This window comes from Psychromarinibacter sp. S121 (assembly GCF_049801035.1).
In the GTDB taxonomy this organism is placed as follows: domain Bacteria; phylum Pseudomonadota; class Alphaproteobacteria; order Rhodobacterales; family Rhodobacteraceae; genus Psychromarinibacter.
On sequence record NZ_JBNAGE010000003.1, the window covers coordinates 457,797 to 470,602 of the forward strand.

13 protein-coding genes and 1 tRNA gene are annotated in these 12,806 nt (G+C 65.5%); 2 read left to right on the forward strand and 12 right to left on the reverse strand.

Going from position 1 to position 12,806, the window contains the following annotated elements; genetic code table 11:
- Positions 1–4 precede the first annotated feature (4 nt).
- Positions 5–1,186 (forward strand): ABC transporter permease, encoded by a 1,182-nt coding sequence (locus ACP156_RS15960; protein WP_425052348.1) that lies wholly within the window; start codon positions 5–7, stop codon positions 1,184–1,186.
- Positions 1,187–1,253: 67 nt separating this feature from the next.
- Here the strand turns inward: ACP156_RS15960 and ACP156_RS15965 are convergent, their stop codons facing one another.
- The 7 genes from ACP156_RS15965 to ACP156_RS15995 all read right to left on the reverse strand — a co-directional run bounded on the left by ACP156_RS15965 (position 1,254) and on the right by ACP156_RS15995 (position 7,901).
- Positions 1,254–2,183: an AEC family transporter gene (locus ACP156_RS15965; protein ID WP_425052349.1), complete on the reverse strand. Its 930-nt coding sequence runs from the start codon at positions 2,181–2,183 to the stop codon at positions 1,254–1,256.
- A gap of 81 nt (positions 2,184–2,264) precedes the next feature.
- Positions 2,265–3,065, reverse strand: coding sequence for an MBL fold metallo-hydrolase (locus ACP156_RS15970; RefSeq protein ID WP_425052350.1), 801 nt, complete (start codon positions 3,063–3,065; stop codon positions 2,265–2,267).
- On the reverse strand, positions 3,062–3,871 hold the full coding sequence (locus tag ACP156_RS15975; protein ID WP_425052351.1) for a TatD family hydrolase: 810 nt from the start codon (positions 3,869–3,871) through the stop codon (positions 3,062–3,064). The genes ACP156_RS15970 and ACP156_RS15975 overlap by 4 nt, the downstream gene beginning before the upstream one ends.
- Positions 3,872–3,919: 48 nt before the next feature.
- Positions 3,920–5,038: a DNA polymerase III subunit delta' gene (locus tag ACP156_RS15980; protein ID WP_425052352.1), complete on the reverse strand. Its 1,119-nt coding sequence runs from the start codon at positions 5,036–5,038 to the stop codon at positions 3,920–3,922.
- Entirely contained in the window at positions 5,035–5,655 is a 621-nt protein-coding gene (gene tmk, locus ACP156_RS15985; RefSeq protein ID WP_425052353.1) for a dTMP kinase, read from the reverse strand. Before tmk ends, ACP156_RS15980 begins: the two co-directional genes overlap by 4 nt.
- A 51-nt stretch (positions 5,656–5,706) precedes the next feature.
- Positions 5,707–6,864: a D-alanyl-D-alanine carboxypeptidase family protein gene (locus tag ACP156_RS15990; RefSeq protein WP_425052354.1), complete on the reverse strand. Its 1,158-nt coding sequence runs from the start codon at positions 6,862–6,864 to the stop codon at positions 5,707–5,709.
- 29 nt (positions 6,865–6,893) lie between these two features.
- Complete coding sequence (locus ACP156_RS15995; protein WP_425052355.1) at positions 6,894–7,901, reverse strand: SPOR domain-containing protein; 1,008 nt, start codon at positions 7,899–7,901, stop codon at positions 6,894–6,896.
- Positions 7,902–8,105: 204 nt separating this feature from the next.
- On the opposite strand from ACP156_RS15995, the gene ACP156_RS16000 reads away from it, so the two are divergent.
- Positions 8,106–8,193, forward strand: a tRNA-Ser gene (locus tag ACP156_RS16000).
- A gap of 106 nt (positions 8,194–8,299) precedes the next feature.
- Here the strand turns inward: ACP156_RS16000 and nqrF are convergent.
- The 5 genes from nqrF to ACP156_RS16025 are packed head-to-tail and all read right to left on the reverse strand — an operon-like array spanning position 8,300 to position 12,801.
- On the reverse strand, positions 8,300–9,523 hold the full coding sequence (gene nqrF, locus ACP156_RS16005; RefSeq protein WP_425052356.1) for an NADH:ubiquinone reductase (Na(+)-transporting) subunit F: 1,224 nt from the start codon (positions 9,521–9,523) through the stop codon (positions 8,300–8,302).
- Positions 9,524–9,535: 12 nt separating this feature from the next.
- Entirely contained in the window at positions 9,536–10,144 is a 609-nt protein-coding gene (nqrE, locus tag ACP156_RS16010) for an NADH:ubiquinone reductase (Na(+)-transporting) subunit E (protein ID WP_425052357.1), read from the reverse strand.
- Positions 10,144–10,797 carry an NADH:ubiquinone reductase (Na(+)-transporting) subunit D gene (locus ACP156_RS16015; RefSeq protein ID WP_425052358.1) on the reverse strand — a complete coding sequence of 218 codons (654 nt, stop codon included), beginning with the start codon at positions 10,795–10,797 and terminating at the stop codon, positions 10,144–10,146. Before ACP156_RS16015 ends, nqrE begins: the two co-directional genes overlap by 1 nt.
- Positions 10,797–11,609 (reverse strand): Na(+)-translocating NADH-quinone reductase subunit C, encoded by an 813-nt coding sequence (locus ACP156_RS16020; protein ID WP_425052359.1) that lies wholly within the window; start codon positions 11,607–11,609, stop codon positions 10,797–10,799. Before ACP156_RS16020 ends, ACP156_RS16015 begins: the two co-directional genes overlap by 1 nt.
- Positions 11,602–12,801, reverse strand: a complete 1,200-nt coding sequence (locus ACP156_RS16025; RefSeq protein ID WP_425052360.1) for an NADH:ubiquinone reductase (Na(+)-transporting) subunit B — start codon at positions 12,799–12,801, stop codon at positions 11,602–11,604. The genes ACP156_RS16020 and ACP156_RS16025 overlap by 8 nt, the downstream gene beginning before the upstream one ends.
- Positions 12,802–12,806 lie beyond the last annotated feature (5 nt).

Genomic DNA, 12,806 nt, shown 5'->3' on the forward strand with positions numbered 1-12,806 from the left:
CGACATGGCACTTATCCAACCCATCAAGACCCCGCCGCTCACTACCTTCACGGTGCCCTTCGTGGCGGCGCTGGCGGGCTTCTTCGGACTGTTCGTCGGCATCGCCAACGGCTCTGGGATCCTTGGCCTGCTGGTCGGCGCCGTGGTCGGCGCGGTGCTGGCCTATGCGCTGGTCAGCTTCGTGCCGGACAAGCGTACCGGCACGTTGATCTCGCTTGCGATCTTTGCGGTCGTGGGGCTGCTGCTGGCGGGGCTCTCGGGCCTTGTCGGTGGCGCGATCATCGGCTTCATCCTCGGCTGGTTCACCTACTGGCTGCATTCGGGCAAGTACCGGATGGGGGTGCCGATCTATTCCACCCCGCGCGAGGTTCTCTGGCACAACAGCTACAAGTTCATCTGCGGCCTGATCTTCTTCTTCCTGATCGCGCCGATCATCACGGTGATGCCGCTGTCGTTCAACGCCGAGAACTTCTTCACCTTCACGCCGGGCATGCTGGCGCTGGACCCGGAAGCCTATTCGCTGAAGCACTACCGCGACTTCTTCGGCAACCCGGACTGGCAGCAGGCGCTGCGGAACTCGGTGCAGATCGCACCCGCCGCAACGCTTCTGTCGGTGACGCTGGGCACGCTGGCGGCCATCGGCCTAAGCCAGCCGCACGTGCCGTTCCGCCGGGCGATCATGGCAATCCTGATCTCGCCGATGATCGTGCCGCTGATCATCTCGGCGGCGGGGATGTACTTCTTCTACTCGCGGATCGGCCTGCAGGGCACCTACGTCGGCGTCGTGCTGGCGCACGCGGCCCTTGGCATCCCGTTCGTCATCATCACCGTGACGGCGACGCTGGTGGGCTTCGACGACAGCCTGACGCGGGCGGCGGCGAACATGGGGGCGAACCCAGTGACCACCTTCTTCAAGGTGCAGATGCCGCTGATCCTGCCGGGCGTGATCTCGGGCGGCCTGTTCGCCTTCATCACCTCGTTCGACGAGGTCGTGGTGGTGCTGTTCGTGGGCTCGGCCGGTCAGAAGACGCTGCCGTGGCAGATGTTCACCGGCCTGCGGGAACAGATCTCGCCCACGATCCTTGCGGTGGCGACGATCCTTGTGGGGATCTCGATCCTGCTGCTGACAACGGTGGAGCTTCTGCGCCGCCGGTCCGAGCGGCTGCGGGGGATGTCGCCGGGCTGATCCAAAACGCCAGCGCCACGCAACGGCCAGAACAAAGGCCCCGGACATCGCTGTCCGGGGCCTTTCTCTATGGCAGGATCGCCAGCCAGACCCAGATCGTCACGATCGACAGCGCCGTTGCCATCAGAAGGGCCGAGGCCGCCACGCGGCGGGCGACGCCGTACATGTTGGCGAAGATATAGGTGTTCACCCCAGGTGCCATCGACGCGGTCAGCACCGCCGAGCGCAGCTGTCCGGTCGTCAGGCCCGTCATCTTGCCCAGCGTGTAGGTCACCAGCGGGTGCAGGATCAGCGAGATGCAGCAGACCATCGCAATGGTCGCCATGTCGCCCTCGGGCCGGTAGCGGTACAGGATGCCGCCAAGCGCGAACAGCGCCGCGGGAAGCGCCGCGCGGCTGACAAGGTCCAGCGCGCCGCCGACAACTTCGGGCACCGGGAAGCCGGTGAAGTTGGCGATGAAGCCCAGCACGATGCCAAGGATCAGGCCGTTGCGGAACACCGCGGTCAGGATCGCTTTGGCCTTGGCCATTGCGCCCGCCCCTTGGGCGCGGGTCAGTTCCATGATCGTCAGGCCGATGCCGTACAACATCGGCGCGTGGATCGAGATGATCGCGAAGTTCGGTTGCAGCGCATCGGCGCCATAGGCGCGTTCGGTGATCGGAACGCCCAGCAGCAACGAGTTCGAGAACATGCCGCAAAAGCCGATGGCGATACTGTCCTGCCACGGCCGCCGGAAGATCAGCCGCGCACCCAGAAGCCCTGCCGCGAAGCCTGCGAAAGCTCCTGTGTAGAAGCTCACGAACAGCGACAGCGACAGCGCGTCGTCGAGGTTCAGTTGCGAGATCGCGCGGAACAGAAGGCAGGGGAAGGCGAAGTTCTGGGCGAAGCCCATCAGCCCGTCCACCGCCGCGTCCGAGAACATCTTTCGCCACACGACGAGATACCCCGCGCCGATGACGATGAACACGGGAAGGATGACGTCTAGAAGCGCTTGCATGGGCGTGCCTTGCGAGGGGAGGAGGGCAGGGCGCCCTCCGGGGCGGAAAATGTAGGGCCGTAGAGGCAGAGACCGCTGCGCCTAAAGCGCATAGCGGATCACCATTCCGTCGTAGGCCGGGGTAATATGGTCAGCCGTTTCGGCCTCGACCGTGTCGTAGTCGAGATCCAGATGCATGTTCGTCAGAACCGCCCGCTTCGGCGCCGCCCGTTCGATCCATTCCAGCGACTGCGCAAGGTGCGAATGCGTCGGGTGCGGGTCGCGGCGCAGCGCGTCGAGGACCCAGCAATCAAGATCGGTCACGGCTTCCCATGCCTCGTCGGACATATGGGCCACGTCGGGCAGATAGGCGAGGTCGCCGATCCGGAAGCCAAGCGCGTCGATCGAGCCGTGGTTGACCTCGAACGGGGTCAGGATGATCGCGCCGCCCGCGCCGGTCACGGTGATCGGCCCCTCGATGGTGTTCATCTCGAGGATCGGCGGGTAGGGCGAGGTCTTCGGCTGGATGAAGGCGTAGGCGAAGCGCGAGTACAGGTCGTCCTGCGTCGCGCCGTCGGCCCAGACCTGCAACCGCTGGCGGGTGTTGAACACCACCTGACGCAGGTCGTCGAGCCCGTGGGTATGGTCCGCATGGCTGTGGGTGAAGACCACCGCGTCCAGCGCGCCGACCCCGGCGTCCAGCAGCTGCGCCCGCATATCGGGCGTGGTGTCGATCAGGACGCGGGTAATGCCCTCGGCCGTCTCGCGCTCGACCAGCATGGAACAGCGGCGGCGGGTGTTCTTCGGGTTCTCCGGATCGCACAGGCCCCAGTGGCCGCCCAGCCGCGGCACGCCGCCGGACGAGCCGCATCCGAGGATGGTGAACCGCAGTTCGGCACTCACGCGGCGGCCTCGTATGCGGCGACGCGCGTGAACAGGCGCTCGAAGTTGGCCTGCGTCCGCGCGGCGAAGTCGGCGTAGTCGAGGCCGTAAACCTCGGCGCCGACACGGGCGGTGTGCGCCGTGTAGGCGGGCTCGTTGCGCTTGCCGCGGTGGGGCGGCGGCGCAAGGTAGGGGCTGTCCGTCTCGACCAGAACCCGGTCGACCGGCGCGTCCGCGAAGATCTCGCGCAGTTCGGTGGACCGCGGGAAGGCCGCGATGCCGGACATCGACAGGTAGAAGCCAAGCCCCAGCGCAGCCTCGGCCAGCGCGCGGCCGGAAGAGAAACAGTGCATGACGCAGCTATAGGCCCCGGCCGCGTGTTCTTCGGACAGGATGCGGGCCATGTCCTCGTCCGCGTCGCGCGAATGGATGATCAGGGGCAGGCCGGTCCGGCGGCAGGCCTCGATATGGATGCGCAGCGACTCTTGCTGGATGTCCTTCGACTCTGCCGTGTAGTGGTAATCCAGCCCGGTCTCGCCGATGCCGACGAATTTCGGATGCTCGGCCAGCTTCACCAGTTCCTCGACGGTCGCCAGCGGCTCTTCGGCGGCGCTCATCGGGTGGGTGCCGGCGGCGTAGAAGACCGGTGCATGCGCTTCGGCCAGCGCGCGCACCTGCGGTTCCTGCCGCAGACGGGTGCAGATCGTGACCATGCGCGTCACGCCGGCCTCGGCGGCGCGCGCCAGCAAGGCTTCGTGTTCGCCCTCGAACTGCGGGAAGTCGAGGTGGCAGTGGCTGTCGGTGATCTGAGGGGTGTCGGCGGGCATGGAAAAGCGGTCTTCGGTCGAAGGATGTACGTGCAAGGCGGATGGGAGTCAGGCGGGCAGCTTGGCCGCCGTTTCGTGAACCTTGAGAACCATATCAAGGATGAGCGAGGCAGGGTCAAGGTTGACCGCCCGCCCGTGACGGGCGCGGGCGCCCAGCGACTGCGACAGGTCGGCCCATTGGCGGGATGCGTAGGGATGCGGCGACAGGCGGGCCAGCAGGCGCGCCTCGCCCTCGACCGCTTCGGGCAGCGGCGGTCCCGCGATACCGGCGCGGGCGGCGCGGGCAAGGAACAGGTCGAACAGGTCCAGCAGCAGCGCGAAGCGGTCGGCGTTGGTGCGCCCGGTGGCGCTGTCGGCCAGCGCCAGCGCGCGGGGGCGGGCGTTCGGGTCGCCCAGAACTTGGACCAGTTCGAGGTACAGCTTCAGCCCGTCCATGGTCAGCAGCCTGAGCGCGGTGCCGACCGAGCCCTCGGCCAGCGCCGCAAGCCCGTCCGCATCCTCGCCGGGCTCGACACCCGCCTGTGCCAGCGCCTGCGCGATCTCGGGCGCGTCCAGCGTGCGGCACCGCAGGCGGCGGCAACGCGACAGGATGGTGGGCAGAATGCGCGAGGGCTGGTGCGCGATCAGCAGCAGCGTGGTGTTCGCGGGCGGTTCCTCCAGCACCTTCAGCAGGGCGTTCGCGGCAGAGACGTTCATCTCGTCGGCGGCGTCCACGATCACGACCCTGCGGCCACCATCGGCGGCTGAGAGTTCAAAGAACCGCTTGAGCCGGCGGATCTCTTCGACGGTGATCTCCTGCCGCAGGCGTTCGGTCTTCTCGTCCCACGGTCGGCGCACAAGCGACAGGCCGGGATCGGACAGCGCGGCGACCCGGTGGGCAACGGGGTGGTCCTCGGAGATGTCCAGCGTCGTGGGTGGGGGAGGAGCGCCGAACAGTCCGTCATCCTGCTGCACCGGAGTGGCCAGCAGGAACCGTGCGATCCGCCAGGCCAGCGTCGCCTTGCCGACGCCGCGCGGGCCGGTGATCAGCCAGGCGTGGTGCATCCGGCCCGAGGTGAAGGCGTCGAGAAACGAGGCCTCTGCGGCCTCTTGTCCGATCAGCCGCCGCGTCTCGCGCGGGTGCGGTGCGCCGTGGGCGCGGTCGGCCTCGGGCACTGGGTCGGTCACGCCAGCGCCTCCTGTACCGCGGCGCGCACGTCCGCCGCCACGGCATCCACCGGGCGGTCACCGTCGATGATGCGGAAGCGAGAGGCGAATTCTTCGGCCAGCGCAAGGAAACCGGCGCGCATCTTGGCCTGAAGGTCGAGGCCGAAATCCTCGAACCGTTCTTCCGTGCCGTTGCGCCCTTTCGCGCGGGCGAGGCCGGTGGCGGGGTCCATGTCGATCAGGATCGTCAGGTCCGGCTCGCGGCCGATCATCAGCGAATGCAGCGCGTCCACCTTGGCGCGCAGGTTGCCGCGCGACAGGCCCTGATACATCCGCGTGGAATCCGCGAACCGGTCGCAGACCACGACCTTGCCGGCGGCAAGCGAGGGCTCGATCAGCCGTTCCAGATGGTCGCGGCGGGCCGCGGTGAACAGCAGGATCTCGGTCTCGGCGGACCAGCGGTCGGGATCGCCTTCCAGCACCAGCCGCCGGATCTCATCCGCGCCCGGAGAGCCGCCGGGTTCGCGGGTCAGCACGGTGTCGTGGCCCTCGGCCCGCAAGGCATCCGCCAGCAGCCGCGCCTGCGTCGACTTGCCAGAGCCGTCGATGCCTTCGAAGGTGATGAAACGTCCTGTCATGAAAGCGGCGTAGCGGCCCGTCCGCGCGGGGTCAACGGGCCAGCTTCGGGCTTACAGCAGGTCCGCGGCCTGACCGGCGAAGCGCGTGATCAGGATGCGTGCGGCGGTGCGGATCCGGGGCATGAACCCGCCACGCTCTACAGAACGGTCGGCGACCAGCGGAACGCGGGTTTCTGGCATGTCCGGCAGCGTGATGATCAACTCGCCCAGCTGCTGGCCTTCCTCGATGGGCGCCTGCACCGGGCCGCGATAACGGATCTCGCCCTCGATGTTGCCCTGAACCAGCGCAGGGATCAGAAGTTCCACATCTTGCTCAACGGCCAGACCGACCTGATCGATGTTGCCCAGCCAGACCGGGGCGGACGCCAGAACCTTGCCTTCTTCGACAACTGTTTTCTGGACGAACTGGCGGAAGGCCCAGTTCACGATCCGCTCGGATTCCTCAGCGCGCTCTTCCTCGGTGTTGAGACCCGCGATGACGAAGACGATGCGGCGGTTGCCCTGCACGGCAGACCCAACAAGACCATAGCCCGCTTCCTGCGTGTGGCCGGTTTTCAGGCCGTCCGCGCCGATGCCAAGCGTCAGCAGCGGGTTGCGGTTGAACCGGTTTTGCGGCGCGCGGTCGTCAAAGGGAAACTCGGTCATGCCGAAGTAGCCGTAGTACTCGGGGAATTCCGAGATCAGGCGCACGGCGAGCGTGCCCAGGTCGTGCATCGACATCCGCTGGTTCGGAGCGGGCCAGCCGCTGGCGTTGGCGAAGGTCGAATTGGACATGCCAAGCGCGCGGGCCCGGTCGTTCATCATTCGGGCGAAGGCTTCCTCGGTTCCGGCAAGGCCCTCGGCCACCACGACGCAGGCGTCGTTGCCGGACAGCACGATGATGCCCTTGATCAGCTGTTCAACGGTCGGGCGGTCGGTCTCGTTCAGGAACATGGTCGAGCCGCCCATGTTCTTGGCCTTGGTCGAGACGCGGAACTCTGTGTCCAGCGTCACGCGGCCGTCGCGCAGCGCCTCGAACAGCATGTTCAGCGTCATCAGCTTCGACATCGAGGCCGGCGGATAGGGCAGGTCGGCCTCTTTCGACATCAGGACCGTACCGGTGGTCATGTCGTAGACCCAGGCCGCGCGCGCCCGCGTGTCGAACGCGCGGGCGGGCAGGGCGGTCAGCAGGATCAGGGCGAGCGTCGCGAGCAGAGGGGCAAAACGCATGGGCCTTGAGAGTCCTTTCTATGGCAGCGCTAGTTCTTCACGAAATATGCGTCCGCATATCCGAGCTTCTTCACCTTAGCCAGCAGGGCGTCGCGTTCCGAGCCATTCGGCACCGGTCCGGCGAGAACGCGCCAATAGGTCTTGCCGCTGCTGGTCTCTTCCTTGACCGTCGGCATGATCCCGGCGTTCCGAAGCGCGATGCCGTTGCGGTTGGCGTTGTCCTCGACGCTGAACAGGCCGATCTGGATGAAGGGCTTTTCAAGCGACGAAACCGGCGCGGGGGCGGGCGCCGGCCGCGACACCGGGGCCGGGGGCGTGGCGTTGACCGGGGCCGAGGTCGGTTCGACATTGGTCAGCGTGCCGGGAAGGGGGCGTGCCGTCGGCGCAGTGTCGGCGGCGGCGCTTGCCACCATTTCGGGCGTGACGGTCGGCGCGGGCGCGGAGGAAGGCGCAGGCGTGTCCAAAGCCGACAGCGCGGCGTCGGCCAGATCCACCGGGTCGTCAAGCGTGGTCGTCTCGATGCCTTCGGGCGTCTCGAGGTTGGCCACCTGAACCTCTTCCGGCAGGCTGGCGGGACCCGCCTCGGGGACCTCTTCGCGGCGAAGCGCGGTCACGTTCAGCGCGCCGGGCGATCCGGCCAGCATGCCAAGCGCCGCGGCCGCGTCCGACGAGACCTGGAAGATCGGGCCGGGGTTCTCGCGCTCGCGCTTGAACAGGGCGCCGATCACGAACTTCCCGGTTTCGTTGTTGCGGATGATCACGCGCTCGGGCTCCGTCACATCGGGATGCGCGACCCAGACGCCACCAAGCGAGGGGCGGCCGTCCCACAGGCCGTTGTCCGAGACCTGGAAGACCTCGGGAACCTCGACATCGCGTTCCACCAGTTTCGTCGTACCGGGCGTGTCCACGCCCGATGTCACCGCGGCCTCGTCGCCGGGTGTCGTATTCTTGAACAGGTCACTGTTCTCACCGCAGCCCGCCAGAACGGCGGCGCTACACAGCATCAAGGCGATACGCCCCGTCCGCGTCCTTGCCATACCTTGCCCCTTTTCCCGCGAACTTTGCCGCGTTTGTTCTGCTCGTCCCCCATTGCGGGCATGCAATACGGGTGTCGGCAGAGTAACCCCGACCGCCGCGCTTGGGAAGTGGCAAGGTTGTGAGCGTCCCATTTGGGTCCCGCGCTGTGGCGAAGCGGCCGGTCTTGCCTTTCCCGCCTGCGCCGGGCTAGTGCTGTCCTCCACGGAGAAGTGGCAGAGCGGTCGAATGCGGCGGTCTTGAAAACCGTTGAGGTGCAAGCCTCCGGGGGTTCGAATCCCTCCTTCTCCGCCACCTCCCCCTATACGTCGCGAAACGCCCGCAACTGCCCCCCGGGCCCCGGCAAAGAAACAGGGGAGCCGAAGCTCCCCTGTTTCAGTGTTACGCGAAAGGTTCGGCTTTAGCCGCCGAAGTCGTCCAGCATGATGTCTTCGCGGTCGACACCCAGATCCAGCAGCATGTTGATCACCGACTGGTTCATGATGGGCGGGCCGCACATGTAGTACTCGCAGTCCTCGGGGGCCGGGTGGTTCTTGAGGTATTCCTCGTACAGCACGTTGTGGATGAAGCCGGTGTAGCCGGTCCACTCGTCCTCGGGCAGGGCGTCCGACAGGGCGACGTGCCATTCGAAGTTCGGGAATTCCGCCGCCAGTTCGTCGAAGTCCTCGACGAAGAACATCTCGCGCTTGGACCGCGCGCCGTACCAGAAGGTGATCTTCCGGTCCTTGTTCTTCAGCCGCTTCAACTGGTCGAAGATATGCGAGCGCATCGGCGCCATGCCGGCGCCGCCGCCGATGAACACCATCTCCTTGTCGGTGTCGCGGGCGAAGAACTCGCCGAACGGACCCGAGATGGTGACCTTGTCGCCGGGCTTCAGGTTGAAGATGTAGGACGACATCAGCCCCGGCGGGATGCCGGTAGAGCCGGGCGGGGGAGAGGCGACGCGGACGTTGAGCATGATGATGCCCTTCTCGTCCGGGTAGTTGGCCATCGAGTAAGCGCGCTCGATCGGCTCATCCACGGTGGATTCGTACTGCCAAAGATTGAACCGGTCCCAATCCGGGCGGTATTCCTCGGCCACGTCGAAATCCTTGTAGGACAGCTTGTGCGCGGGCGCTTCGATCTGGATGTAGCCACCGGCGCGGAAGTTCACGTCCTCGCCCTCGGGCAGCTCCAGAACGAGGTTCTTGATGAAGGTCGCGACGTTGTCGTTGGAGCGCACGGTGCACTCCCACTTCTTAACGCCGAAGACCTCTTCGGGAACCTCGATGTCCATGTCCTGCTTGACCGCGACCTGACAGGACAGGCGGTCGCCGCGGGCGGCTTCGCGCTTGGTGATGTGCGATTCCTCGGTCGGCAGGATCGACCCGCCGCCAGAGTGGATGCGCACGCGGCACTGGGCGCAGGTGCCACCGCCGCCGCAGGCGGAGGGAACGAACATCTTCTCGGCCGCCAGTGTCTGCAGCAGCTTGCCGCCGGACGGGACAGAGATCGTCTTTTCGCCGTTGATGGTGATGTTGACGTTGCCCGAGCTTACCAGCTTGGAGCGCGCCGCAAGGATGACCGTCACCAGCACGATGACGATCAGGGTGAACAGCAGGACGCCAAGTCCGAAAGTCGTCACGGATCGCGCTCCTTACAGTTTGACGCCGCTGAAGGACATGAAGGCCATCGCCATCAGTCCCGCGGTGATGAAGGTGATGCCCAGGCCCTGCAGGCCATCGGGAATGTCCGAGTACTTCAGCTTCTCGCGCACACCGGCCATCGCGGTGATCGCCAGCGCCCAGCCGAAGCCCGACGAGATGCCGTAGGTCGCGGCTTCGGCGAAGTCGTAGCTGCGTTCCACCATGAACAGCGAACCGCCGAGGATCGCGCAGTTCACGGTGATCAGCGGCAGGTACACGCCCAGCGCGTTGTAGAGCGGCGGGAAGTACTTATCGAGGATCATCTCGAGGATCTGCACCAGCGCTGCGATGACCCCGATGTACGAGATCAGACCAAGGAAGGTCAGGTCCACGTCCGGAAAGCCCGCCCAAGCCAGCGCGCCCGGCGCCAGAAGCTTGGTCAGCAGCAGGTTGTTGGCCGGAACGGTGATCGCCTGAACGACCATGACCGAGATACCAAGGCCCATGGCGGTCGAGATCTTCTTCGACACGGCAAGGAAGGTACACATGCCAAGGAAGAAGGACAGGGCGAGGTTCTCGACGAAGACCGCCTTGACCGCGAGAGAGACGAGACCTTCCATCAGTGCGCCTCCACCGTCTGGATCTTGTACTCGCGCTCTTCGACCTGTCCCGGCTTCCACGTGCGGACGGCCCAGATCAGCAGGCCGATCACGAAGAAGGCCGAGGGCGGCAGCAGCAGCATGCCGTTCGGGACGTACCAGCCGCCGTTGTTCACGGTGGGCAGGATGGTGATGCCGAACAGCGAGCCCGAGCCGAACAGTTCACGGAACACCGACACGACCATCAGCAGCAGGCCATAGCCCAGACCGTTGCCAACCCCGTCGATGAAGCTTGCCACCGGGGGGTTCTTCATCGCGAAGGCCTCGGCGCGGCCCATGACGATGCAGTTGGTGATGATCAGGCCGACGAAGACCGACAGGGTCTTCGAAATCTCGTAGGCGTAGGCTTTCAGGATCTGGTCCACCAGGATCACCAGCGATGCGATCACGACCATCTGCACGATGATCCGGATCGAGTTCGGGATCTGGTTGCGCAGCATCGAGATGAACATCGAGCTGAAGCCGGTAACCAGCGTCACCGCGATCGACATCACCAGCGCCACCTGCATCGACGAGGTCACGGCCAGCGCCGAACAGATCCCCAGCACCTGCAGGGTGATCGGGTTGTTGTCGATCAGCGGATCGACCAGTTGCGAACGGTAGGTCTGTGCCATCAGTCGATCTCTCCTGCCTGCAGGCGTTCCAGGAAGGTGCCGTAGCCGGCCTCGCCCATCCAGAAACGCACCAGGTTGTCCACGCCGCGCGACGTCAGCGTCGCCCCGGCGAGTGCGTCAACGTAGTATTCCTGCCCCTGCGGGGGCGGGGACTTGGCGACGGTGATCGCCAGGGTGCCATCGTCGGTGAACAGCTTCTTGCCGTTCCACAGGGCCTTCCAGCGGGGGTTGTCGACCTCGGCGCCTAGGCCGGGGGTCTCGCCGTGCTGGTAGAACTGCAGGCCGTAGATGTCGTTGCCGTTCTCTTCCAGCGCGATGAACCCGTACAGCGTCGACCACAGGCCGTAGCCTTCGATCGGAAGCACGACCTTGTCGATCGCACCGGCCTCGTCCCGCAGGAAGTAGATCATGCGGTAGGCCTGCATCGTCCCGCCAAGACCCGCCGGATCCTCGTCCAGCGCGCGGATGATTGCGGGGTCGTCGCTGGCGGCCAACTGGTCGAAGGTGTCGATCTCGAACTGGTCCGAGAATTCGCCCGTGGACAGGTCCAGCACGTGCGGTTCGAAATCCGCAAAAGCCTCGTTCACCGGGACCGTCTCGTCATAGACGCCCGCGACCTGAAGGATGTTCACCCGCTTGTCGTTAAGCTGGTTCGCCTCTTGCACCGGGCGCAGGGCCACGGCGGCGGCAGAGACGACCATGGACGCGACAAGGCACAGCCCCACGGCGACGACAACGGTTTTGGAGACGGAGTCGGGCGGCAGATCCAGAAAGCGGCGGATCGGGCCCTTCTGCTGCTGAGCGTCAGGCATTGCGCTTTGCCCTCCGTTTGATGTTGGCCTGAACGACGAAGTAGTCGATCAGCGGCGCAAAGACATTGCCGAACAGGATCGCAAGCATCATGCCCTCGGGGAAGGCCGGGTTGATGACCCGGATCATCACGACCATGAAGCCGATCAGCGCGCCATAGATATAGCGGCCCATGTTGGTGTGAGAGGCGGAAACCGGCTCGGTCACCATGAAGACAAGGCCGAAGGCATAGCCGCCGATGACAAGGTGCCAGTACCACGGCATCGCGAACATCGGGTTCGTTTCGGACCCGATCCAGTTCAGCAGGCTCGAGAAAGCGATCATCCCGCCGAGACAGCCGACGATCAGCCGCCAGTTGGCGATCTTCGTGGCCAGCAGGAACGCAAGCCCGATCAGGCAGGCGATGGTCGAGGTCTCGCCAAGGCAGCCCTGAATGGTGCCGATGAAGGCGTCCATCCACGTGATGCCATGCTCGGGCAGGGTGGCATAGCCATCCGAGGCGCCGATGGCGAGCGCGGTGGCGCCCGAGAAGCCGTCGACCGGGGTCCACACGGTGTCACCCGACATATAGGCGGGGTAGGCGAAGTACAGGAACGCCCGGCCCACCAGCGCGGGGTTCAGGAAATTCTTGCCGGTGCCGCCGAAGACTTCCTTGCCGATCACCACACCGAAGATGATCCCCAGCGCCACCTGCCACAGGGGCGTCGAGGCGGGCAGGATCAGGGTGTAGAGCATCGAGGTGACAAGGAAACCCTCGTTCACCTCGTGCTTGCGGACGACGGCGAAGATCACCTCGAAAATGCCGCCGGCGACCAGCGTCACGATGTAGATCGGCAGGAAATACAGCAGACCGTGCAGCATGTTGGCGATCGGGTTGGCCGGATTGAACCCGATCCCCACCGCGTCGATGATCGCGGCGCGCCAGCCCGAGGGACCGTATTCCGCAATCGCGAGGTTGGTCTGAAGGCCGGTGTTGTACAGACCGAAAAGGATGCATGGCACCGTGGCAAGCACCACGTAGGTCATGATCCGCTTCATATCGATGTACGACCGGGCATGGGGCGCCACGGAGGTCACCGTCTTGGGCGTATAGATGAAGCTCTCGATCATCTCGTAGACGGGGAAGTACTTCTCGTACTTGCCGCCCTTGGTGAACTGAGGCTCGATTCGGTCGAAGAATGCGCGGAGACCCATCGGCC